Source organism: Cryomorphaceae bacterium 1068 (assembly GCA_027214385.1).
Taxonomy (GTDB): Bacteria; Bacteroidota; Bacteroidia; order Flavobacteriales_D; family Cryomorphaceae; genus JAKVAV01.
On the sequence record JAPVXR010000001.1, the window covers coordinates 65108 to 88846 of the forward strand.

Below are 23739 nucleotides of genomic sequence, written 5' to 3' on the forward strand. Positions count from 1 at the left end.
AGCTCTGTTCAGTACCTTATGTTTTTTCATTGGCCTCTTTGAGGAAAAAGGTCTTTTCTAGTTCGTTTATGCTAACCTTGAATAATCCAGGCTCTGTTATCCATTCGTTTTGGTTGTTCACAAAGCCCAAATCTTCTTTGGTTAATTTGAAAGTTACTACTTGAGATTGACCGATATCCAGGTAAATCTTCTCAAATCCCTTAAGCTGCTTTACTTTCGGAACGACAGATGCCGTTAAGTCCGATGAATAAAGCTCAACTGTCTCTTTACCTGCTCTGCTTCCAATATTGGTTACAGTAACCGAAAAATTCAGCGTGTCATTTATCAATAAGGTGTCCGACTCGAGAGTCAGTGATGAATATTCAAAATTGGTATAGCTCAATCCATGACCGAAAGAGTACTGAGGATCATAAGCTTCAAAGCCAAAACCCTTATCACGGGCATCGGCTTTTACATGGTCATATGACCAAATGGCTCCTGAATACTTCGGATATGTAAAAGGCAGTTTTCCACTGGGGTTTTCATCTCCAAAAAGGACATCCGCTATAGCCACGCCCCCTTCGTTGCCCGGCAGATAAGCCAATACAATAGACTCCACAAGCGGTTCCATTTCACGAATAAGCCTTGGTCGACCTTCGAGCAAAACCAACGTAATTGGTTTGCCCTTCTTGGCCAATTCTTTCACTAAGTTGACCTGAGCTTCAGGAAAACTAAGTTCATCAATGTCACTTGGTTTTTCCGTTGCAGGTAATTCCGCTAAAACGACAACGATTTGGTTTGCCCGACTTGCCAAGTTTACAGCCTGTTTGGTACTTATATCCTGATCATAGGTAGTCCCCTCTGCCCAGAGAACGCGATCTTTTCCGATCTCTTTCTCCATGGCTTCCTTGAGCGTAAGCTTTTCTTTATCGTTGAAAGTGGTATCCTGTCCGCTCCACGTTCTAGACCATGCCCCATTCAGGTAATTGATGGAATGGCTTCCAACTCCTGTCAGTAAAACCGTATTTGTCTTAGAAAGTGGTAAATGACCATTTTCATTTTTGAGCAAGGTCATCGATTCTACTGCGGCTTGTCTGCCCTTTTCGGCGAAAGCCTCTGAACCATACAGAGGATATAAGTCGGGATCACTTTGAAGTTGGTCAAACAACCCGATTTTATGCTTGACGAAAAGTATTCTTCTTACGGCATCATTAATTCTTTCAATGGAGACTTCTCCATCATTGACTAAGTCAATTAAGTGTTCTGAAAAACTCGCGTCGTAAGGCTCCATGCACATGTCGAGACCTGCATTCACCGAAATTTTAACGGCCTCTCTTTCATCTGCTGCAACCTGATGCGTTGAGACCAAATTGTCGATGTCATTCCAGTCAGAAATGACGAATCCTTTAAAACCGAGTTCTTTTTTAAGAAGGTCGGTCAATAAGGCTTTGTCTGCATGCGACGCAATTCCATTCATTGAATTCGAGCTAGCCATTACAGTCAAAGCTCCTGCTTCAATAGCTTTTGCAAACGGTGGTAAATAGTCTTGACGCATGATGCGCCGGGGCATGTAAACCGCTGATCGATCTTTTCCGTTATGAGGGGCGCCATAACCGATGAAATGCTTCAAACAAGCTAAGCTCGAGTATGGTGAACTCAAGCTGTCAGAGCCTCCTCCCTTAATCATGGCAACACCTAGCTCACTGGCTATGTAGGTGTCCTCTCCAAAAGTTTCGAAAGTGCGACCCCAAAGCGGTTTTTTCGTGACGTCCAGTACGGGCGCATAATTCCAAGGAATACCCGAAGCACGCATTTCGTAAGTCGTGATCCTTCCCATCTCTTCAGCCACTGATCTGCTGCGAGCTGCGGCCAAATTGATTTGGTGGGGGAGGAGTGTCGATCCTGCCGAATAGTTGGCACCATGCACGGCATCTATTCCATACAAAACGGGGATGGCATGTTCGGTATTATTCGCAACGTACTCTTGGATGAGTTGAATATTTTGCCTCCATTCATTTGGAGGAAAAGGGTAAGTACCTAAGTTTTGAATCGATCCAACTTTGTGCTTGTCGAGGTAGAGCCTCATTTTTGCGGTATCGAGAATCACTGTGTCCCGACGATCCCAAAATTCACCTTTGGCCAAAGCCATCAAGCTGAGGTTGGTCATTTGACCTACTTTCTCTTCCAAGCTCATCAATGCTAACAATGAATCAGCAAAAAGGATGGATTCATCTTCGCTTGAATTATTGTTTGTAGAAGTGCTCCCACAGCTTACAAGCCAAGGCAAAACGATCAGCGCTATGTAAGCTCTTGTTTTCAATTTGTTTTTTGATACACCCTAACGTAGTCGATTACCATCTGCTGCTTGGTCACGCTTTCATCCATTCCTTCAAGGCCTCCCCAGCCGCCACCCATGGTGAGGTTTAGAATAAGGTTTTGAGCTTGACCAAATGGCCATGAAAGTTCAGAAGACGTATCGTCGTAAGTAAAGTATTCTACATCATCAACATAGGCAGTAATTCCATCAGGAGTCCAGACTACACCATAGGTATGAAACTCACTATTCATGTTTTCGACGGATGTGGTCCCTGTCGGCTGGTTTCCAAGTTTGAAATAGTAAGCTCCGCAATGCGCAGAAGCGTGAGCTGTGCCATTTCCGGTCTCATTGTCCATTTGATAACCTACACTTTCGAGGATGTCAATTTCACCGCAATATGGCCATGACAATTCATCGACGTATTTGTCTCCGAGAGTCCAGCCCGCTGACCAATTTCCTTTTTCGGCGGGCACCTTTGCACGAAATTCCAGCTTTCCATACAGAAATGAAGTCTTTCCTCTGGTCGTCAAGCGGGCGGAAGTCCATGGGTAACCTAAGTCATTTTTATGCGCTTCAATAATGAGATTTCCATTTTCTTGGCGAGCATTTTCAGGTCTGTTGACCGTATAGTATTGGAGCTCGCCATTTCCCCATCCCCAGTTTCCTATATCGTAGGTCCATTTTGTGGTATCTGCAATACCATCTCCATCGAACTCATCGGCCCATACGATCTCCCAGCTATCACCTTCCATATTTTGGGTCAGTGTTAATGGGGTTTCTTCGTGCTTGCGCAAAAGCTCAAAATCTACCGAATGGATCTCAACGCCGTTCACCAAATGCAGGCGAATGTCATGTTTACCTTCTCTAAGTGGACTACCGTCTCGAGAGATTATTTGCACCTTATCCGATTTGGCGATAGCCATATTACTCGTGATGTTGTAGGTGCGATCATCTGTATTGTGAACGTGATCTTCAATCCATACCATCGATGAATCAGACATCCCTTTAACCGAAAGACTCACCCTGTAACGTCCCGAAAGAGGAACGTTAACCGAATATTCAAGCCAGCAATTATCGGCACAAGAAAGTACGGAATCAACTGCAGCTATTTCTCCTTCAGATGATGTGAAATCGCCCAGCTGCAATGAAAAATCATTCAGAATTTCAGTAAGTGCTTCCGCTTCTTTCTTTTCTTCTTTAGCCGGTGCATCAGCTTCACAAGCCATCAGGATGGCTCCAGCGAGAAAAAGCGTGCAAATTCTAATTATATGGGGTCTTACCTTCATTACTTTACCAATATTGCTTCCAGTTCTTCCAGTGATTTCCCTTTGGTTTCAGGGACTTTTAAAACAATAAATATCAAGCCCAAGACGGCAAAGAATCCGTATAAAAAGAAGGTGGTGGCACTTCCCAGCACTTCTAATTCCCATGGGAATATCACTTGAACCAAGAAACTGATTGCGGAGTTGATCAAACCCACAAAAGAAATCGCGACGCCACGTATCCAATTCGGGAAAAGCTCCGAAAAGAGCACCCACATGACGGGGCCGATTGAAACCGCAAATGAGGCGACAAAACCGAGAATTCCCACTAGAATTAAAACCGCGTTCATGTCCACAGCAGCCGTTAAAAACTGGGATTCATATTTCTTGAACTCCAATTCTCCAATAGCTTCGCTCATGTCGGCCTTGAAGGATAGATCATCCTCGTATACTTTTCCTATGTATGGGGTTACCAAAGATTGGTCGATTTCGACAGAGAGCTTACTTACCGATTCATCAGTCAATTCATAGGTTGCCGAACTAAATCCGTAGGCCAAGATGAATAGGGCGATCGCCATTCCCGACACACCGAATACCAGAAGGGGCTTTCTGCCCAATCTGTCGATAAGCGATATCGCAAGAACAGTGAAGGCAAGATTAATTAACCCGACTAAGATGGCTTGAGAAAATGATGCATCCGTTCCGATTCCCGATTGCTCGAATATCATTGGAGCATAGAAGAAAACGGAATTGATACCCGTAATTTGTTGCAAGATTCCTATCACCAGACCAATAACTAAGACCAACCTTAGTGATGGATGAAATAATCTGGAGACTGAGGTGACCTCTTCCTCATCCTCATTCTTTTTGTTGTTGATGCTGTCTCTTACATCGTCAATAATTTTTTTCGCCTCAGATTCATCCAAAGCTCGGCACATGATTGTCATGGCTTCGTCGTATTTGCCCTTCATGGCAAGCCATCTAGGGCTCCTTGGTACTAAGAAAAGAGCAAAAAAGTAAAGTATGGCGGGAAGAGCTTCCAGCCCGAGCATCCAGCGCCAATTGTATTCCCCAAATTTCAGATCTTGAGCCCACTGAGCTTCAGAATCTCCGAGCTGCAAAATCAAATAATTGGTGAAAAAAGCTACTGATATACCCAATACGATGTTTAGCTGATTGAAGGACACCATTCTCCCTCTCATCCCCGGAGGTGATATCTCAGCAATGTACATGGGGGCAATAATCAATGAAATACCTACCCCGATTCCACCAAGCATTCTGGCAGCAACAAGAAAAGTGAAACTGGGTGCAAGAGCAGAACAGACTGCAGAAACAGTGTAAAGTAAAGCTGCAATGGTTAGGACTTTTTTTCGACCAACCCTGTCACTCCAAGGACCTGCAACCATCATTGCAAGTGTGGCCGTTAAGGTAAGTGAGCCCACAGCCCAGCCGAGTTGGAGCTTAGTAAGCTCAAATTCCAATTCGATAAACTTATTTACCCCTGAAATAACGGAGGCATCAAATCCCATAAGAAATCCTCCAAGCGCTACAATGAGCGCTACCATTACGATAAATCTGGTCTTATTCATAGTAATGGCGTGTTTGGATTGAGGGAAATAGGAGACTCTAGCAGTGAGCCTACTATTCTCAGTTGGCTGAAAAGCAATCGGTTAAAATTCATGATGGTTGGTTAATGGGGGAAAAAAGTCCCGTGCGCTTTGCACGAGACTTTTAAATGGTTTAGTTATTCACTACAATTTTACCCGTGTGGTTCTGACCTGAAACACTCACATTGTACAAGTAAATACCAGCAGCATAATTATTGGTATTAAACTCTACACGGAAGTTTCCGTTGGGTTGATTGTCGAATATCTTGTTTTCAACTATTCTTCCCGTAATATCAGTAAGTGTAATATTCACGTCACCTTGCTTTTCGAGGTTGTACTCGATGGTAACAAAATCAGTTGACGGATTTGGATATGCAGTAAGACCTGAAACAAATTCAGTGTCTTCTGCTGAAGTCAAACCGGGAATGCTAATGTTGTCGAAGTAATATGTGTCAGTTGTTGTCGATCCCGGATCAATCAAAACCACAAACTGCTCGATATCGGTAGATCCAATTACATCCGGAGCAATATCGAAGGTCAAAGTTTCCCAAGTACTTGAAACTGAAGTTTCAGCTACCATCTCTTGAATCAATTCATTTGTTGATGTCTGGAGAGAGAAAATAACCGTGCTGGGTGCGTTAGGATCCCAAATATCCATGGTAACCTGACTTGAATTATCATTCAGCATAAGCGCTCCGTCCGTTCTTGCGATGAAATTATCGTCAGTGGCACCACTACGAACATACGTTCCTACGTATTCCGATGGATTAGTAGACATGTCAGGATTAACAACACGACGCAATGCAGGAGCATTCGAAGCAGCGATGTAATTCACATTCTGCTGACATTCAAAATCGTTCAAAATTGATTCGTTAGTCTCTACGTCTGCACAAGGATCACTTACCAATTCAGGTCCGTTCAAATTATCCCAGTAATAAGTTTCATTCGTGGTAGCCCCTGGGTTAAAAAGGAGTGCCAAACGATCAACGCTATTGCTTGGAACACTTGCATCAGGCTGCTCGAAATATGAGAAAGTAAGAGTTTCCCAAGCATTCGAAGTCTGAGTAGAAGTCAGATATACTGAATGTCTCCCCGTTGGAAAATTTTCCGGTAGCGCAAGTGTCGAGTTCTCAAGGGTAATCTGAACTGTTGTTCCCGCAGCCGGACTCCAAACGTCGATACTCATTTGCTTCGCTCCGGTAATATAGTCCGTCACATTAAGCATGGGGTTATCAATAACAATCACATCGAAGGGTGCGCCCGGATCGCGGATGTATTGTGCTGCTACAATGCTGGTGTTTACACCTGATTGATCAGGATTTAATTGGTAAGGGATAAAAACACCGTTTTCAAAGAAGTATTCGCACTTTCGTACATCTTCGAAGTTCTCCCAAAGCGTTTGGGCCTGCAAGCCCATGCTGAGCGCTGCAGTCAAAAGTAATGTTGAGTAAATTTTTTTCATGATAATAGGGTTTAAGTGGTTTGAAATTAAATGGTTTGAATTATTGATAAACTCTGACGTAATCAACTTCCATTGTTTGTGGAAACTGAGTAGAAAAATCGGGATTTCCGGGAAGATTTCCTCCAACGGCTACATTTAGAATAACATGAAATTCTTGATCAAAAGGCCATGTGGTTGGCAGCACTGAAGATCGTGTATTAGGCACTCCAACGTCTATACCGTCCACCTGAAAGAGAATGCAGTCTTCAGTCCATAGAACTGAGTAAGTGTGAAAATCTTCAGAAAAATCTACGGTATCTACGGGTAAATACTGAGTATCGTACCGCCAAAAGTCGTGACCGTAATGTATGGTGCCGAATATGCTATTCGTTTCACTACCAATATTTTCCATAATGTCGATTTCTCCGCTGGCAGGCCAGATGCCGTAGACAGTATCTGTGGGAAGCATCCAAATCGCAGGCCATAGTCCTTGACCTTTAGGAAGCTTGGCGCGTACATCAACTCGGCCGTATTTGAAATCAACTTTATTTCTGGTCACCATGCGGGCGGAGGTATATTGCCTTCCTTGATAGAAAGGGATTTCTTTTTTGGCAGTAATGATCAATTTTCCATCTTCCACTCGAGCATTCTCTTCTCGCATGGTGTAGTACTGAAGCTCATTGTTTCCCCAACCACATAAGGTTCCGTTGACAGTATCAAGTTGACATCCGTCTGCAGTGTCGTAGCCCCAGTATTGAGTGTTGATAATGTCGCCGTCAAATTCATCTGCCCACGTCAAGGTCATATTTTCCTTGGCTGGAAACTGACATCCCCCGACTTCTGTAACAGGTTTGGTGCAAGAGGATAGTGCTAAAGCAATTATTGATAAAACAGCAATAGAATGAGAAATTCTTAAAATTCTAATGTTCATTTCGATTGGATTGTACATTATACACAAACATAACTCAGAGCAAGGTGGTTGTCACCTTTTAATATACATCTTGCCTACATCGATTATTGAGGCTTCCTCAACAAGACTACATCATTAGGCTGATTTGCGAAATATATAATGACATAAAAAGCTTGTAATCAAATTGTAACGGCATTTAGGTATTTTGAATAAAATTCATCATCTTGCGCATTGTGAAAAAACAAACGTCCCAATTCAAAATCAGGGCACTTTTCGCCCAATTGTGTCTGATTTACATATTCAGTCTTGTTCATACTTTCGAAAGTAAGGGGCAAATGCAAACCCCTCTGATTTCTAATTACGGAAAGGAAGTTCACCGTGGAGGCACACAGAATTGGTCTATAACTGCTCATAAAGATGGAGTCATTTATTTCGGTAATAATAGCGGTGTGCTAGTTTTCGATGGGCATGAATGGACAGTGGTTCCCTTGCCAAACCGCACATTTGTGCGATCACTGCTTCAAAAAGACTCAGGTCAATTATATGTGGGTGGTCAAAATGAATTTGGATATTTCTCAAACGGAAGGTTATCAGTCGAAAACTACCATAGCCTGAAACATTTGGTCCCTGAAGAGTACGCTGATTTTGAAGATGTTTGGGAAATATTTGACACTGGCGAGTCAACCTATTTTTGTACAGAAAAGGCTGTTTTTATAATCAGTAATGGCAATTGTGAGGTGCTATTACCTAAGGATGAGCGATTTGAGAATTTTTTTCTTTTTGATAATCAACTCTGTGTTCAAGAGATCGGAACGGGGCTACTTCTTTTTGATGGTAACAAGCTCGTCCCTTTTTTAAGTGATCCAATAATTGTTGGTCAAAGGATTGCTTCGATGCTGAGCATATCGGATGGTGATCATCTCCTTTTCACGCAAGAAGGAGCAATTTTTCGCTTCGATGGATCCGTGTTAGAGCCTTTTGGCGGCGAAGCTGAAAATTTTACCAAAGAATTCAAACAATATGTTTCTATCCGATTAAAAAATGGATCAATAGCCATAGGTTCTACCCAAAATGGATTGATAATTATCAATGAGTCGGGTGAGGTCTTGGAGCATTACAATTCCGATTCGGGGCTGGCCAACAATACCTTGCTCTCTCTCTACCAAGATCGTTCAGAAAACATCTGGATGGGACTGGATAATGGAATAGCTTACTTAGAAATTAACTCTCCCTTCAGTCAGATCAATCAGATCAATGGCCTCGAAGGAACAGGCTACGCTGCGTTGCTGCATAAGGAGTCATATTACTTTGGGACCAACTTGGGATTGTACCGCGCGAAAAGCGGGGAGGATAACTTCGAGCTTGTTGACAATACAAAGGGGCAGATCTGGAGCTTACAGACCCTTCATGACGGTTTTATCATCAACGCAGATGGTGGAGCCCTCTATTTCGAGAATGATGTGATTACAAGAATTTCTGATGTCAGAAGCTCTTGGAAATTCTATGAGCTTGCCGGATCAGATGGCCTCTTTCTTCAAGGATCGTATGGGGGTCTTTATCTCTATCAAAAATCCGATAGGGACGCAGTACCATTGAAGTTCCTTGGAAAACTGGACGGATTTGACGAGTCTTCACGAATCTTTGAGGAAGATGAGGATGGCTACATCTGGGTGGCCCATGCTTATCGCGGGCTATTCCGGTTGAAACCCGATTATAAAAACTTGCGATTTGAAGAAGTGAGGCAATTTGGAGTAGCAGAAGGACTGCCGGAAGATTTGTACATAACCGTTTCTAAGATTCGAAACGAAATGGTTTTTGCGACAATGAAAGGGATATTCCGTTTTGATAGATCTACTGAGAAATTTGAAGTGCATGAGGAGCTCACTACATTGCTGGGTAAAGAGAGGAGCGTACAAAGACTTGTAGAGGATAAGCTTGGGAATATCTGGTTTTCGACGGATAGAGAATTCGGGCTTGTGGAAATTTTGGAAACCGGTCTATACAACGATGTCGAAGTGCTCTATTTTAACCAGATTCAAGATGAATTGGTAGATGGCTTCGAAGATGTTTTTACTCTATCAGATGCCGCCGCCTTTATACCCGTTGAAAGCGGATTCTACAAATACAAATTAAGATGGTCCGCACAGCCTCCTGAATTTGAATACCCACTGAGGATTACGGAAATTTACCTGACAAGTACCTCCGATTCATTAATTTCCGACTACTACTCTTCCGATACTATTGCTGAAACCAAATTGCCACCGAAGGAAGGTGATATTCGTTTTCACTTTAATCTGCCCACTTTCGGAAAGCTAAATCAGGTAGTCTATCAGTATACCTTATCAGATGAAGATAACGGTTGGTCTGACTGGACCACCGAGACAAAAAAAGAATACAGCAACCTTACTCATGGAGACTATACCTTCCAAGTAAGAGCTAAGAATGCATTTGGCCGTATTTCTGAGCCGGTTTCATTTGGTTTTTCTGTAATGCCTCCATGGTACAAGACTACTGCTGCGCAGGTTGGCTTTGTCGTTCTGGGCTTCCTGGTTCTTCTTACTGTCGTAAGATTTGTTGCCATTCGAGAGGCTAAAAAGACGGAAGAGGTAAAGCAGCAGTCCATCCTAACCATTCGTGAAAAAGAGGAAGAGCACCAGCGTGAAAAGGAGCAGTCGGAAAATGAGATTATTCGTCTTCGAAATGAAAAACTCCGTGCAGAAGTGAGTCACAAAAACGCGGAACTGGCCTCCACGACAATGCACCTTGTGCAAAAAAGCGAGATGTTGCAAAACATCAAAAAAGATCTGAGTGACCTGTCTACGGATGGGGATGAATCCGTCAAAAAAAGAGTTAAACAGATTCAGCGATTGATTACAGATGATGTGAGGCTTGACAAGAACTGGGAGCGGTTTGAGACGCACTTCGATCAGGTTCACGCCAACTTCTTCAAGAACTTACGCGCTAAGTATCCGGAGCTTACGCCCAAGGATCAAAAGTTATGCGCTTATTTAAGAATGAACTTGGCCACTAAAGAAATCGCACCGCTTCTCAATATCTCCGTGCGCGGGGTTGAAATCAGTCGATACCGACTTAGGAAAAAACTGAACCTCGATTCAGATACCAACTTGGTCTCCTTTATCATGGAAATTTAATCACCTATCGATGCAAGGATTTCAGGTGTTGTGGTGATTGGCGGTTTAATAAAAAGTCTGCAGCACAGGGCTGATGCAAAAAAAAACCAGCCCTGAAGTCACTCCGGAGCCGGTTGCAAATGAATTTTTGAGGTAGAATCTTAAAGCTCTCCGCCACTGTAGAAAGGAAAGTTGGCTGTAGCGGCATTTCCATTTCCATCATAGACGTAAAGAAACAATCGATAAGGCCCTTCCTTCGTCGGGGCGCGAAAGCTAATCTCCCCATTTTTCGGTTCGCCCTCTACTTTCATGTCGATGGCTTCAGGCTTGGACTCTTTGTCTCCACCCACTTTAATATCAGTACTTTCAGGAAGAATTTCCCAGCGGTAAGTCAATTGATCACCCTCGGCGTCCGTTGCTTCCACTTTAGCCGTAGCTACCTTTCCGCTTTCGAGGTAAACTCCGTCAAATCTGGTTTTACCATTGAGTAGATAATTTTCAATTTGAGGAGATCTGTTGTCCGGGTATTTGCCTGACCACCCCTTCTGCAATTCGTCCATTACTCCGGTTTCCTTTCCGTCTTCCAAGAAAAGGCCGTACCAAGTAGGAGTGGTCTCTTGCTTTTGTCCCCAAAGGAAAACATACGAACCTATACACATGTCGGGATCGCGCAGGATTCCTTGCTCATAGCGCAATTTGTACGATGCTGCCTTCTCAGTACTCGTCTGCTCAATCGGTGCTCCCCATGGTGCTTTAGCTACTTCCCAGTGACCGTCAGGCCCCCATTCCGTGATTACGTAAGGCTTATCCCATCCAAAGGCGCGGAGCATATTGTCAATTCCGATAATCTCACCGTAGGTATTAATGCCATATACATCAATTGCAGGAGCTCGTTCCTTGACCAGCTGCACTTCGGCAACATCCAGACCCGCCGTAACGGTCATCGTCGGATGGTTCGGATCTATCTCATGAATCATTTCGGCTATGTCGTTAATGGCATCCCAAACCTTAAAGTCAGAATAAAATAAATCCGTTTCGTTGCCGATTCCCCACATAAGAATAGCCGGATGATCCTTGTACTCTTGAACGACTTCCGTGAAGCGGGCAAGTTGAGCTTCTACGGCTCGGGAGTCATCGTAGTCAAAACCTTGACGCTCGCAACCAACCCAAAGGCCAAATAGAACAGTCATTCCTTTCTCGTGGGCTTCGTCTAAAACGGCTATCGCCTCATGTGCTCCCCATGTTCTCACTGAATTAGCTCCGTAAGCTTTCGCCCGATCCATTTCGGTTTGACCGCCTACGCCTTTGATGTAATAAGGTTTTCCGTCTCTCAACAATTCCCATTTGCCGTCCTTTTCTACCACTTCTACTTTTATGACTTGCGCATAACCTGAAACCGTGAATAAAAAAATTAGTGCAAATGCGGCCAACGAGGATTTTAACATTTTCATCTGGATCTTATTTAAGGTGTTAATTTACACATCTCGTTAGGTATATAGACTTTTTAATGAAGTAATGTTGTGTTAATGATGTAGTGTTAATCGACAAGATGTAGGCTTGATGTAAGAGACAAAAGTTTTTTTAGTCAAAGAATTATTTAACATTGTGTATTCATCACACCAATATAATTCTTGCTCGTAAGAATGGTTGTGTGTGGGAGCAATAACCAATAAAATGTAAGATGCCCAATCACTTCTCTTTTATGAGATGTACATTGATTCTCTTGATTGGTCTTTTTAGCCTAACGGCAAAAGGCCAAGATAGAACTGCAGCCGATTCCTCGGCTTTGGCCAATGAGGCAATAAGAAGTTTTGAGGATCAATTTTTAAAGCAGTCTGCAGGGATTCAATACGACTCTCTCTTTGTGGATAAAAAGCTTCGTGAGCGACCACAAAAACTTACAGCCTTTGGATACTATAGGCTATTCGCTTATCAACGAAACATTACAGAACCTTATCCCGGTTTGGCTCCTTTTGAAAAAGCCTTGAGTATAGGTGATGGATACCGAGAGCCTATGCTGTCTCTATCCGTAGTAGCCCGACCGAATGGAAAGGCCAGTTTCGGAACGGAACTGTTCATATTTACTCCTTATGATGGCAGTATAGAAGGAAATGTGTTCTCTACCAACTTGGGTTTGAATTTTTACGGAAACTTTAGAACTCAACACGGGAATTTTGGTGTAAGAGCAGGGGGTATACACTGGTACAATTTGAGCCCTTTTACAATGGGCGTTTTCCAGATTTTGGACCGCTTCACCATATTTGACAGGACACCTTGGGAAGGCGTCAACAATACTGAGAAATACGATAACTACTATAAGTCGGGACTCACCAGCGCAGGAGATTTAAGATGGAATAATCAAGCTTTTCAAGGGCTTATTATTAATGGAGGGCGTTTACCCGGCGATTGGGCCTTTGACCTGATGTGGGGAAAAACTCAAGTCAACGGAGGATTAGCAGGTGGCTTGAACCCAAACAATGAAAGCTACTTTCCTCCCACACTGGATGCAGGAAATATTCCAACTTATGGCGGTTTTGCAGGGACAGATCGTCAGTTACCTTCCATTATTCAAGGGGGTAAGATTGCCAAATCCTTTGACGGAGGCAGACAGACGCTCTCCTACAATGGTTTTGTGAGTCAAACCGCTCTTGATAGTATAGATCAAGATCTGGTTAGACAGTATCAAGTTCATACCCTTGCTTTAGACCTTAAAGTAATGGATGTAACTGTGACGGGTGAGCTCGGCGCAGGCTCCTACAAGAGTCCGACATACTCAGAAAAATGGGGCGAGGCTTTAATGCTTCGTTTTTTAATTCCTAAAAAGTACACCTTCATTCCGATTGACTTCCAGGTGTACAGAATATCCAAGAATTTCTTCAATGAAAATGGAGAAATTGCAACAAATTCAAATCCTGAAATCCTAGCGGATCGTGGTCTAACAGTGAACGCCAATGGGGCAGGAGGGCAGATGGCGCTCGTAAACCAGTTGGTGCACAATAGGCAAGGGGTAAACATCAACACGGAACTTGAATACGGAAAGCTGACCCTTGCCGGTGGTATAGGATGGTCAGCTGAAATAGATACAGAAGCCCAAGCATTGAGTTTCGTACACAGAATCAACGGGTTGGCACTTTCACGTGTTTACAATCCATTTCCTGAAGGCGCAACGGGACCTACGGTTTTCGGTCCATACGGTCGAAAGTTTTCCTTCTTTAGAGGTGTATCAGAAGTAGTTCAGACGACTGATTTGGATCCCGAAACGGCCTTGGCGCAGAACCGCAAATTCTTTAAGGCTGTAGATATTCAAGCCAAGTACAAGACAACACTGTTCGATCGTGATTTATTCCTCAACTATATCGGTTCGTTTAATTCCGTCTCAACAAAGCTGGGGGCTGTGCCGGTATACAACGATGAGGCATACTTATATGCACAATATCACGAAGTGGATCTTTACTACGAAGTGATTCCAAAATTCATTGCCACCGCATATTTCGGTCTTGAAAATATTCGAGGTGGAAACGATACGCAGTGGGATGAGGTAACACAGCTTCCGCTTGATCAATTGGGCACCGCTATCGGTATTGGCTTTGACTGGCAAATAGCCGAAAACTCAGGACTCTATGTTCGCCATAGATGGATGAGCCTTGAAGACCGAAGTTTTCAGGATGATAAATTCCGAGGAACAGAACTAACCGTTGAACTCAAAACCTTTTTCTAATGTTGGGTATGAAGAATTCTATACTATTAAAATACCTTTTGGCAGTAGCCGTTTTCTTTTCGATAGCTATCGAAGGACAAGCGCAGGTCGAAGGAGCCTTATCTGATGAAGAGGCAGAAACTTTTCTTAAAGGCGTCAACTTTAATGGTCTTGGCCGGGTATACCTGCGCCAAACGGATATTGAAGGTGATGTACTGGAAAATGACTCGCTAACACCGAGAAGACTTACGGATGGTGAGTTTTTGCTCGATCTTAAAATCAACGCTACTCCCAATGAGAAGACGGAAGTTCAATCGATTCTTCGTCTTAGAAATGAGTTTGGAGGGTTTTTTGGAGCAGGTCAGGCAGTCGAAGTACGTGAACTATGGGCTAGAGGAATTATAGCCAATCGAATAGAGTATCGCGTAGGAGATATGGACATAGAGATGTCTCCTTTTACATTCTATATGCCTACTGAAGAAGGAGTGATCAATCAGCCTTCTGCCTTTGAATTGCAAAGAGATGTGATCTATTACGAGCAGTTTTATACCAATGAAAATTCGCGAAGGATGCAAGGTGCCGACCTGAACTTCGGACTAAAGTTTTCGCAAGTACTAAAGGATGCCGACCTCCGTGGTTTTATTGCACGGGTTAGAGGTACTGACTTTTTGACGATACCCACCCGCTGGTCATCAGGAGGGGAATTGAAACTGCGAACCAGAAAGCTGGTGGATAAAACCGGAACGCACGCCGATTTAGGTTTTAATATCGCCTACACATTCGACGACCTCCAATCGGGTGACGCCAATTCAGGTATCAGAAACACGGTGTACACATTCGAATACAATGTAATAGGTTACGAGACCGATAAGATGGAATACTCTCTTTTTGGTGAAATGGGTAGAAGTGTGCTGACTTCAAAAAATGATTCAGCCACCTTCTTTACAACCGATGACGTTTTCGCAACGGTAAATGCAGGAGCTCGTTTTAAAGAAAAAGACCTTTTCGTTCATGCCGGTTTTTCTGACGTAGGTCCCGACTTCTTCAGTATTGGTGCGCAAAGCAAAAGAGTAGATTTCGATGCCACTAAATCATTTTACAATAGAACGGGTGCGGATCAAGATGTGAGAAATACGACTCTCTTCGACCTTAGCCGTGATGTGGCCATCTATACCTACCAACTTTCAGATAGGTTGATGACTTATGACCCTCGTTTTTCGAATACCTTCCCTTATGGCCCCGCCACTCCAAACCGACGTGGTTTGAATTATGGAGCCGATTACGAGAACTCAAAGGTTCAAGCCAGCTTAAATGGTGCTGTAATGTCTGAAATTCGCGGGCAGGGAACAGAAGAGCTCAAAGACTTCTTCTTGATTCAAGCAAAGGCAAGTGTGAATGTGAACAAATTCCTGAAATGGGAAAACAACATTAACGTGACTTTCGGTTACCAATATGAGAGTACAAACAGAGGCGGGATTGAAGTCGAGCAAGTTGACTTGAACTCGAATCTCTTCGAAGCGGGTCTGGAACTTGAGCTTTTTGAAGATTTTGAAGTACTGTTAGGAGCTAAGATTTTGGATGCAGTAGGAAGCGACTACATCCCGCGAATCGACGAATTTAACGATGTAAGAGATTTTCCCGGTAGAACTGAGTATGATGACACTGAAACGCTCCTTGCGGGAGGGGTCAAGTACACGTTCAAAGAAGGGATTTATCTAACACTCCAGTACCAATCATTTGATGCAACGGGACGCTCTGACTCGTTCAGAGATTATACCCTGAATCAAATCTTTGTTTTATACACCATGAAATTTTAAGTAATGGAAACGACTAGGAACAACACAATGAAAAATAAATTTGGATTAAAGAGAATACTGCCATTGGCTTTTATTCTCGTTTTGTTGGCTGCTTGTGATCACGACACCGAACCTGAAACCCCATCTTTGTTTGATCGATTTGCACCACTTGAGCTCATAGACTCTTTGCAAGCCAGCAGCGTTCAAGTAGATTTCAGTGCAGGCGAGTCTATTTCTTTCACTGCCGAGTTCAATAAGAATATTGATTGGGTAGTTGAGATTACGGGGCAAGTCAGTGGAGGAATCCAACGTATCGAAGGATTTGATCGTTTTGTAGAGCCTGCCAATGCCACATGGAGTGGGAATACTACTGAACTTCCTCTCTTCAGAACAGAACCTTGCACGGTCGTGCTTAAGGTTCCTGAAGAACCTGATTTTGGTGACACCCTTATGGTGGAAATTGTGGGTACTCTGAACTACGAAGGAACCTTGGTCACGGACTTTGAAGACAATCCCGGCGCATGTATTCAACTCGGAGATTTTGAATTTGAATTGGCCAATTCAGGAAGAAGAGATGATATCATCACCGCCGCTCAAGGGGATTTCTTTTACCGTTTGGCAGGAACAGATAATGAGACCGGTGGACCCACCGACAACTTCTTCGTTGGTCTTGCCCGAATTTTTGCCTGTATCACCGGAGAGACCTATATTCAAGTGCCGACTACCGTGCCCGAAAACCTTTACCTCAACTTATTCGTCGAGGGTCGTGCAACACCCTATACCAGGGTGGTTTTGGGTTTAATTATCGATTCTAACGATAGTGGTGATTTTGAAGAAGGGCCTGATGCTATACGGTCCTTGGAATTTGACCCTACATACACAGGCTGGCGATTGCAATCCTTCACCGGTGCTGATTTTGGTGTCACTCAGGAAGAGCTGCAAAAAGTCGTAGGAATAGAACTTGTTCTGATCTCGTTGAATAATTTGCAGCCCTCGCCAAGAGAGGAGGTCGGATTTGAAACTGATTACATTATTTTCACTCAGAACGGACCGCTTGAGTTATAATCATTAGGCAAATGGAGAACTTTAAGAAAACAACATTTATTGGTTTTTTCGGCATTGCGCTTCTCTTAAGTGGCTGTGTAGAGTTTAAAGAAATTACGCTCTACGACGGTGTGAAGCCCGCTCCCGAAATGAAAAAACCTGAAATGATCAGTAAGGTTGTTGAACCCGTGGTGTACGACGATAATCCATCTGATATGTGGGGTATTGAAGATGAAATCTGCAAACGTGCGGAGTATACTTCGGATGTGGTTTACTCCGGAACACAGGCGATTAAAATCTCTTGGGACCGAAATGAGGAGGGATGCATCTTTGCCGGTTTTGGAATCGGATGGGATGGTTGGGCAGGTAAAGACTTGACAGCCATCATGGATCATGCCGCCTTTCGCTTTTACGTTCGCACTACTGAGGGACGTGCCTTTGGTTTACCTATCGTTCTGACACTCGAAGATTATAGCGGTGGTATGGGCTTTTGTTATACCGCCAACAAGTATTTTGAAAGAACCTTTATCGATACCCTTTGGCAGAAAATAGAAGTGCCTCTGGCTGACTTTGACTTGGATACCGAAAACCTGGATATCACGAACGTTAAACAGCTGCAGTTTGAACTTCAACAAGCGGGAAGTGTCTATATCGATGATATTGATTTGGTTTTCTACACACCACCCGTGGTAGAGCCATGGCTGGAAGAAGAAGTTCTTCCCGATCCTTTAGCGATGCCCGTAACCATCTTTGATGATGCCTTTATCAATAATAATGGCTGGGGAATGATGGATTACAATTGCCGCACAGTAGAAATTACTGATGAGCTGGCTTTTAAAGGGTCTAAAGCAATCAGTGCGAAGTGGAATGACACCGGCGATTGCGATGTCATGTTTATCGCAGCCAGCTGGAACAAGTGGAACCCCATTGACTTTACGAAAGGGAATTACGAAGACTTTGCATTTGAATTCTATATCTATAATCGAGGGGAGGCCTCATCTGACCTTAACTTGAAGTTTGGGTTAACAGATTACAATGGCAATTACATTGCTACTGAAGTTACCGCAAAATATGCCGACAAGGACCTATTCAACCAGTCCTGGACAAGAGTTTACATTCCCATTACTGACCTGACAGGTTTAGCCATAGATTACACCAATATCAAGCAGCTTGGTTTCCAATTGAACAAATCGGGAGATTTGCTGATAGATGAAATCAGAATGGTTCGAAGAAACGTGAACTAAGTTGTTTAGCCGGCAACCTGTTCATCCAAGGTAATTTCTTTCCTAGGGATTGACAAATATTTTAGCCGTACCACATTGATCTGTTCGAATGAAATAGAATCCTTTATTCCAGTCAGCCACAGAGATGGGTTGCCCATCATAAATGCCCTGTTCAACGAGCTTTCCGTGAACGTCAAAAACTCGATAGAGCGTATTCTCGCAACCTTCAATTAAGAATTCACTATCGGTTGGGTTCGGATAGGTTCTGAGTACCGGTTTTTCTAGGTCAGAGTTCAATCCGATTGTTTCTTGGCATTCAATTACTTCTTCCCAATTGAGCTCGTCGTTGGTGAATGAGGGCTCCGTTTCAGCGCTCTCATCTATTTCACTCATCCCTCCTTCTTCGAAATCAAATCCGGGTGAGCTCATCACCACTTCATTGCTCTCCAAACATGCACCGAAAATGGTTCCCCTAAATCGATAGGTGTCGATGTTTTCGGTGTCGACAAAATTTGTAAGTCCTGTAGTAATCACTCCGGGTAAGTCCAAAGGAACGTTTACTTCTATTCCAAATAGTTCACCGTCTTCGATACCTGATCCTACGAGCCGAAAGTTCACTGCTCCCTCACCTGTGGCATTCAGCCATACCAAGAAAGGACGCATGAGGTTGTTTTCATCAAAACTTCCCGTCTTCCCAACAAGCACCATATTGTTGGGAGCAAATGCTGAATACTCATCAATATCGTTGGACGTTTCAAATCCGTTTCCACCGGCAGTCATGTCGTTAATGAGTGTGCCATCCGAATCAAAAACGGCGGCATAGACGTCTCTATCTCCCGCACCTGCGGCGTCTGTCCAGCCACCAACGTAAATGTTGTCTTCAAAGTCGATGTCCATAGATGTTGCGGCCGTTGCTCCCTCATCACTACCAAAGCCACGCAACCAAATGAGAGTGCCATCAGCATCGATTTTTAACAAGGCCAAATTGGTAAATCCCGGCCCCACACTGCCGATATTTCCCGCTATAATGTGCGAACCATCTGACAAAGTCTCTACTCCCCATCCATTTTCATTGCCGCTGCCTCCGTATCGATTTCTCCAAAGTACTTCACCATCTGCATTTAGTTTCACGACCAAGATGTCATTCACACCCATCGTGAGCGTATTGGTATGTCCTGTCACGATGAGGTCGCCATCGGCAGTTTCTTTGAGATCTCGACCTCGCTCGATGCCTGAACCGCCAATTGCTTTAGTCCATTCTATGGTTCCATCGGATTCGCATTTGACCACCAATAGATCATCCGATCCATTCGCCGTAGTCCATCCGGTAAACGCAAAACCACCGTCAGAAGTGAAAATAATTCTGTGGCCGAATTCACTGCCGGAGCTGTCATAATTGCGAATCCATTCAGTTACTCCGATGCCATCTTCCTTTTTCACAATAATATCGGCAGTCCCGGCGACCACCCCATACCCGATATAAAGAGAAGAAGTGTTGGCACCGAGCACATCAATGGCCACATCGTAGTATTGTTCAGCGTTTTGGGTTCCTTGGATAACCGATTCGGTGGGAACCAATTGTGCTTGTAAAAGAAAAGGAGCGAAAAAGATTAATATCGAAAAGCAGTGAGCATATAGATTTTTCATGAGACATGTGGTTAGGTTAAAATAGAGCAACTGACTTATCTGGATTCTACGTAGGTTTTAAAAGCCTTCATATACTTTAAGGTCTGTTTTTTGAAAAGTCCGGGAGCGAGCTTACCCATCATCTTCATACCGAAATTTCTGAAAATGAATTCTTGCTTGCTCAAGTAGCGCGTTCGATTCTCGTCTATTTTCTGAAAGGTAATCGTCATGTTATTCGTCACCGCACCCATCACATACGAAGTCGAAAATGCTTCGGGAAGACTGTTCTCCCAAATGGTCTCTACCATGGAGAAACTGCGGTTTTTTGACTGGAAGTTCATCCTGGTTTTGGCTCCTTTCTTTCCTTCTTCCCCCTCCAGAAGCTCGGTCGATTCCAAGTCTTCCATCCACTCGTAAATTCCCTTAGGATCCATAAAAGCTTTCGATACCTTCTCGACAGGAGCGTCGATGGTCACTTCGCATTCGTAGTTCATGGTTGATAGATTTAGGTTCTTCAAGATAGAAAAATCCTGAAATACACTCTTCGCCGTGCCGCTGTGCCGCCGTGGTTCCATCAAGTGGTCAGTGAGCGCAGCCGAACTGAAGCGAACCCTCGTCCCTCCATTCGTGTTCATTCGTGTCCATCCGTGGATAAAGCCTAACGAGCTCTAGCGAGTCTACGCCTTACTCTCCATACCACAGTGTCGCCGTGGTTCCACCCTACGAGCCTGCGAGCAAATCTACTTCTTCGCGATATTCACCACCGCCGATTCACCCTTCACCGTAACTTTCCGACTAGGGTGGGGCGCCTTCCAAAATCCTTCCATTTGGCGTTCGTCGCCGATTTGCTCATCCCGTTTCAATGTAACCAGCTCGGGCACCGATGAAAATGTTTCCCCATCTGTGAGGTAAACGGAGAAGTTGAATGGAGTGGATTCATCGATGATCAAAGTCACGTCACTCTTCTTCAGTCTCAAATCAACGCCAACAAAATTTGGATCCATTGAACTGACTCTCAAATCGCCGTAATCCTGCTCGATATTTAAGTTCTTTGTCAAGACATCTACCCGCGTTTTGGTAAACCTGAAATCACCACCCAATTCTCCGACTTTCTCGATGTGAATCTCGTCGTTCTGTGAGTGGAAAAACAACTTCCCTGCTTCTTCAAATTCTATTTCGCTGTTCTTTGACTTGATCGTCAGGTCTTGGGCTAACTTGGAATCAATCTCACCAAAGTAAATCTCCACGCGACCCTTTCCCCATTCATCCACGATCATCTTGCCGTAGGAAACGCTCACCTTCTCGGGAAAGGCGATCCTGCGACTTCTCAAGTCACCGTGCGATAAGTCAATATCCAGCCTTCCCTCGTGGTCGCCGATGTAAACATCTCCAAACTTATTGGTGATGCGCATGTCCAGATAAGAAGGAGCTTCGATGAGGTAATTCACTTCCACCGATCGATCGCCGTCAAAAACTCCCTTTATCCCTTCCAAGCTCTTCGTGAAGAAGGAAGCATTTTTGCCCCAATGAGTCTTGGCCACAATGAAAGAACCATTCTTGTTGATTTCCACATTTACGAAATCCTTCAACTCCGAAATAGCTTTTTCACTCCCTCCGCTCAGGGTCACCTCCACGCGAATCTTCAATTCATCTCCTTCCGAAGTTTCAATAATTACATCCCCGTATTTATTCTCCACCTCCAGTCGGTCTCTTTCTCCAACCGGATAGGTCCGATTGATCAACTGATTCGTTGTCATCGAATCTTGGCCGCTTGCTGCCATTGACAGGCTAAAGAGGCACCACAACAATATCTTCATCTTCGCCATTTTGAGGTTCGTTTTTAAGTTGTTTGAGTAAATCTTGCATCAAGTCGAGCTTGAAGCGGTATATCTGAATCATCGCCTCCACCACCTGCTCGTCGTCGGGCTCACTTCCCAATGATTCGCGCAAAGCGTCAAGCTCATCTTCCAAAATCTTCATTGATTCGTAGTCTTCTTCATCAAGCGCATAGGCTTGGAGTTCTTCACCCGCAGCATCTATTTTCGTTTGATAGTAAATGCCCGCCTCTTCGAGCTCGGGATATTCATTCACCACTTGCTGAGTTGGGGTATTGCTCCGGCCCTCACTTGCCAGGTTGTCGGGATTGCTTTCTCGCAAAGAGAAAATCCACGCCGCACCAATTAAGATCGCCACTCCTGCTGCTACTTGCCATACTACGCGCAGTGGCACCATCTTCACTTCCTTCCGCTCTGCCGGAAGCTCATCTTCAATTTTCCCCCACAAATCAGGCGGCTGCGCATCGTCAAACTCCTCTCGGTGTCGATCGAAGTATGCCTTTATTTCATCCTTGTCTTTCATATTGCCTGAGTTTCTACTAGTTCTCTTAATTTCCTTTTGGCTCTGCTCAACTGCGATTTTGAGGTGGCCTCACTTATTCCCAATTCGCTCGCAATTTCGCGGTGCGAATAGTCTTCAAACATGTACAGATTGAGTACCAATCTGTACCCTTCCGGTAAAAGGGATGCCGCCTTTTTCACATCCCTTATGTCGTACTCAAAAGGGGCTTCAGCCTCCTCCTCAACCATATCCGGAAAGTCCTCAGTGTCTTGGAACACCATCTTGGATTTCCTTAGATGATTGAGCGACTTGTTTACCACAATTCGTTTAAACCAAGCTCCGAAAGAAGACTCCATCCGAAAAGATTCCAATTTGAGGAACATGTCCACGAAGCTCTCTTGCAGAATGTCACTCGCGTCATCGCCGTTTCCCAATATCCGGAGTGCAGTATTGTACATCGCTTTAGCGTACAATTCGTAGAGCGATTGTTGCGCCCGTCTTTCTCCCCGCTTGCAACGGGCGATCAGGTCAAAGTGGATGTTGTATTCCTTTCCGGACAATGAAGTCTATTTTGCGATTGTCAATTTGGTCAAGAGGTATAATTACAGAGTTCAAGAACTAGCGTAAGGCAATTTTTGAGCTCTGCAGACTGACACCAATTAGAACCAGCCAACTCTAATGCCCGCCCCGAAAGATAACCCGCTGAGGTCGCTGTCCTCAATATTTCTCAAGTCACTTCCACTGACATATCGGTAAGAACCGCCCAACGTTAACTTCACATACTTCACCAAATTGACCTCCATATTGATGCCGGGCTCTAAGACAAAGAAGATCGACTCGTCTACTAAGTAAACGTCATTCGGATAACTCCTATCGTAAGCGTCTGTGAGGTTAGACAGGCCTGCCCAGCCACCTCCGATCAGAACGGGTACGGAAAAGTGAACGACCTTTTGATCGAAGAAAACAGGCTCAATAAAAAAGCCTCCATATCCAAACTCCACGGATAGGTTGTCTCTATAAAAATTGTCTTTGTCGTCGTAGTCAATTCTTGTAGGCATTCCGTATCCTGCTACACCAATATTGAGTGCGTGATTCAGTGTAAAAACCAATTCGCCACCTACCATCACGGCAGCTTGATCCGTTACTTCCGTTCCCTTGACGTTTAATGAAAGGTGTCCTCCAAATCCGCCGTCCGACTTCATCAGTGTTTCCACCTCTCGGGGTTTCTTTGCATCTGTGTAGATGACTTCCGTTTCTTGTGCTTTGCTGTAGCCGAATGCCAATATGGCTAGGGCTGTAATGATGATAGTTTTCATGATAGTGATTTAAGTTTTTTAAGGTTGTTTATTCTATGCTTTGACAATTCTTT

The 23739-nt window shown here is 44.0% G+C and carries 17 protein-coding genes; 5 read left to right on the forward strand and 12 right to left on the reverse strand.

All coding sequences use genetic code 11. From position 1 onward, the window contains the following. Positions 1 to 16 precede the first annotated feature (16 nt). The 5 genes from O3Q51_00235 to O3Q51_00255 form a co-directional block, all read right to left on the reverse strand. Positions 17 to 2299: a glycoside hydrolase family 3 C-terminal domain-containing protein gene (locus tag O3Q51_00235; GenBank protein MCZ4407215.1), complete on the reverse strand. Its 2283-nt coding sequence runs from the start codon at positions 2297 to 2299 to the stop codon at positions 17 to 19. Continuing rightward, a complete protein-coding gene (locus O3Q51_00240; protein ID MCZ4407216.1) occupies positions 2296 to 3582 on the reverse strand; it encodes a family 16 glycosylhydrolase in 1287 nt (428 codons plus the stop codon). Before O3Q51_00240 ends, O3Q51_00235 begins: the two co-directional genes overlap by 4 nt. Beyond that, positions 3582 to 5147, reverse strand: a complete 1566-nt coding sequence (locus O3Q51_00245; GenBank protein ID MCZ4407217.1) for a sugar porter family MFS transporter — start codon at positions 5145 to 5147, stop codon at positions 3582 to 3584. The genes O3Q51_00240 and O3Q51_00245 overlap by 1 nt, the downstream gene beginning before the upstream one ends. Before the next feature lie 151 nt (positions 5148 to 5298). Further along, positions 5299 to 6627: a T9SS type A sorting domain-containing protein gene (locus O3Q51_00250; GenBank protein ID MCZ4407218.1), complete on the reverse strand. Its 1329-nt coding sequence runs from the start codon at positions 6625 to 6627 to the stop codon at positions 5299 to 5301. 40 nt (positions 6628 to 6667) lie between these two features. After that, positions 6668 to 7537, reverse strand: a complete 870-nt coding sequence (locus O3Q51_00255) for a glycoside hydrolase family 16 protein (protein MCZ4407219.1) — start codon at positions 7535 to 7537, stop codon at positions 6668 to 6670. A 314-nt stretch (positions 7538 to 7851) separates the two neighbouring features. Between O3Q51_00255 and O3Q51_00260 the strand changes: the two genes are divergently transcribed. After that, positions 7852 to 10668, forward strand: a complete 2817-nt coding sequence (locus O3Q51_00260; protein MCZ4407220.1) for a triple tyrosine motif-containing protein — start codon at positions 7852 to 7854, stop codon at positions 10666 to 10668. A gap of 140 nt (positions 10669 to 10808) precedes the next feature. Here the strand turns inward: O3Q51_00260 and O3Q51_00265 are convergent, their stop codons facing one another. Further along, on the reverse strand, positions 10809 to 12098 hold the full coding sequence (locus tag O3Q51_00265) for a hypothetical protein (GenBank protein ID MCZ4407221.1): 1290 nt from the start codon (positions 12096 to 12098) through the stop codon (positions 10809 to 10811). Positions 12099 to 12328: 230 nt separating this feature from the next. Here O3Q51_00265 and O3Q51_00270 point away from each other — a divergent pair, with 230 nt between their 5' ends. From O3Q51_00270 to O3Q51_00285, 4 genes are read left to right on the forward strand one after another with little or no spacing between them, the layout of a single operon-like run. Next, complete coding sequence (locus tag O3Q51_00270) at positions 12329 to 14365, forward strand: hypothetical protein (protein ID MCZ4407222.1); 2037 nt, start codon at positions 12329 to 12331, stop codon at positions 14363 to 14365. An 8-nt stretch (positions 14366 to 14373) separates the two neighbouring features. Next, complete coding sequence (locus O3Q51_00275) at positions 14374 to 16161, forward strand: hypothetical protein (GenBank protein MCZ4407223.1); 1788 nt, start codon at positions 14374 to 14376, stop codon at positions 16159 to 16161. A gap of 27 nt (positions 16162 to 16188) precedes the next feature. Next, on the forward strand, positions 16189 to 17205 hold the full coding sequence (locus O3Q51_00280) for a hypothetical protein (protein ID MCZ4407224.1): 1017 nt from the start codon (positions 16189 to 16191) through the stop codon (positions 17203 to 17205). Between the two features lie 11 nt (positions 17206 to 17216). Then, positions 17217 to 18428 (forward strand): hypothetical protein, encoded by a 1212-nt coding sequence (locus O3Q51_00285; GenBank protein MCZ4407225.1) that lies wholly within the window; start codon positions 17217 to 17219, stop codon positions 18426 to 18428. Positions 18429 to 18470: 42 nt separating this feature from the next. Here O3Q51_00285 and O3Q51_00290 read toward each other — a convergent pair whose 3' ends face one another. From O3Q51_00290 to O3Q51_00315, 6 genes are all read right to left on the reverse strand, one after another. Continuing rightward, positions 18471 to 20054, reverse strand: a complete 1584-nt coding sequence (locus O3Q51_00290; protein MCZ4407226.1) for a T9SS type A sorting domain-containing protein — start codon at positions 20052 to 20054, stop codon at positions 18471 to 18473. Between the two features lie 35 nt (positions 20055 to 20089). Next, the gene (locus O3Q51_00295) at positions 20090 to 20527 is read right to left on the reverse strand and encodes an SRPBCC family protein (GenBank protein ID MCZ4407227.1); all 438 of its coding nucleotides are present in this window, start codon (positions 20525 to 20527) and stop codon (positions 20090 to 20092) included. A gap of 246 nt (positions 20528 to 20773) precedes the next feature. Continuing rightward, positions 20774 to 21850 carry a hypothetical protein gene (locus O3Q51_00300; protein ID MCZ4407228.1) on the reverse strand — a complete coding sequence of 359 codons (1077 nt, stop codon included), beginning with the start codon at positions 21848 to 21850 and terminating at the stop codon, positions 20774 to 20776. After that, the gene (locus tag O3Q51_00305) at positions 21822 to 22391 is read right to left on the reverse strand and encodes a hypothetical protein (GenBank protein ID MCZ4407229.1); all 570 of its coding nucleotides are present in this window, start codon (positions 22389 to 22391) and stop codon (positions 21822 to 21824) included. Before O3Q51_00305 ends, O3Q51_00300 begins: the two co-directional genes overlap by 29 nt. After that, positions 22388 to 22930, reverse strand: coding sequence for a sigma-70 family RNA polymerase sigma factor (locus O3Q51_00310; protein MCZ4407230.1), 543 nt, complete (start codon positions 22928 to 22930; stop codon positions 22388 to 22390). Before O3Q51_00310 ends, O3Q51_00305 begins: the two co-directional genes overlap by 4 nt. A 99-nt stretch (positions 22931 to 23029) precedes the next feature. Beyond that, positions 23030 to 23686, reverse strand: coding sequence for a hypothetical protein (locus tag O3Q51_00315; protein MCZ4407231.1), 657 nt, complete (start codon positions 23684 to 23686; stop codon positions 23030 to 23032). Between the last annotated feature and the right edge of the window lie 53 nt (positions 23687 to 23739).

Coding starts and splice junctions, on each gene's coding strand:
- O3Q51_00270 (MCZ4407222.1), top strand. CDS start 12,329: ATGCCCAATCACTTCTCTTTTATGAGATGTACATTGATTCTCTTGATT.
- O3Q51_00295 (MCZ4407227.1), bottom strand. CDS start 20,527: ATGAACTACGAATGCGAAGTGACCATCGACGCTCCTGTCGAGAAGGTA.
- O3Q51_00255 (MCZ4407219.1), bottom strand. CDS start 7,537: ATGAACATTAGAATTTTAAGAATTTCTCATTCTATTGCTGTTTTATCA.
- O3Q51_00265 (MCZ4407221.1), bottom strand. CDS start 12,098: ATGAAAATGTTAAAATCCTCGTTGGCCGCATTTGCACTAATTTTTTTA.
- O3Q51_00240 (MCZ4407216.1), bottom strand. CDS start 3,582: ATGAAGGTAAGACCCCATATAATTAGAATTTGCACGCTTTTTCTCGCT.
- O3Q51_00305 (MCZ4407229.1), bottom strand. CDS start 22,391: ATGAAAGACAAGGATGAAATAAAGGCATACTTCGATCGACACCGAGAG.
- O3Q51_00245 (MCZ4407217.1), bottom strand. CDS start 5,147: ATGAATAAGACCAGATTTATCGTAATGGTAGCGCTCATTGTAGCGCTT.
- O3Q51_00260 (MCZ4407220.1), top strand. CDS start 7,852: ATGCAAACCCCTCTGATTTCTAATTACGGAAAGGAAGTTCACCGTGGA.
- O3Q51_00280 (MCZ4407224.1), top strand. CDS start 16,189: ATGAAAAATAAATTTGGATTAAAGAGAATACTGCCATTGGCTTTTATT.
- O3Q51_00315 (MCZ4407231.1), bottom strand. CDS start 23,686: ATGAAAACTATCATCATTACAGCCCTAGCCATATTGGCATTCGGCTAC.
- O3Q51_00250 (MCZ4407218.1), bottom strand. CDS start 6,627: ATGAAAAAAATTTACTCAACATTACTTTTGACTGCAGCGCTCAGCATG.
- O3Q51_00300 (MCZ4407228.1), bottom strand. CDS start 21,850: ATGAAGATATTGTTGTGGTGCCTCTTTAGCCTGTCAATGGCAGCAAGC.
- O3Q51_00275 (MCZ4407223.1), top strand. CDS start 14,374: ATGAAGAATTCTATACTATTAAAATACCTTTTGGCAGTAGCCGTTTTC.
- O3Q51_00285 (MCZ4407225.1), top strand. CDS start 17,217: ATGGAGAACTTTAAGAAAACAACATTTATTGGTTTTTTCGGCATTGCG.
- O3Q51_00290 (MCZ4407226.1), bottom strand. CDS start 20,054: ATGAAAAATCTATATGCTCACTGCTTTTCGATATTAATCTTTTTCGCT.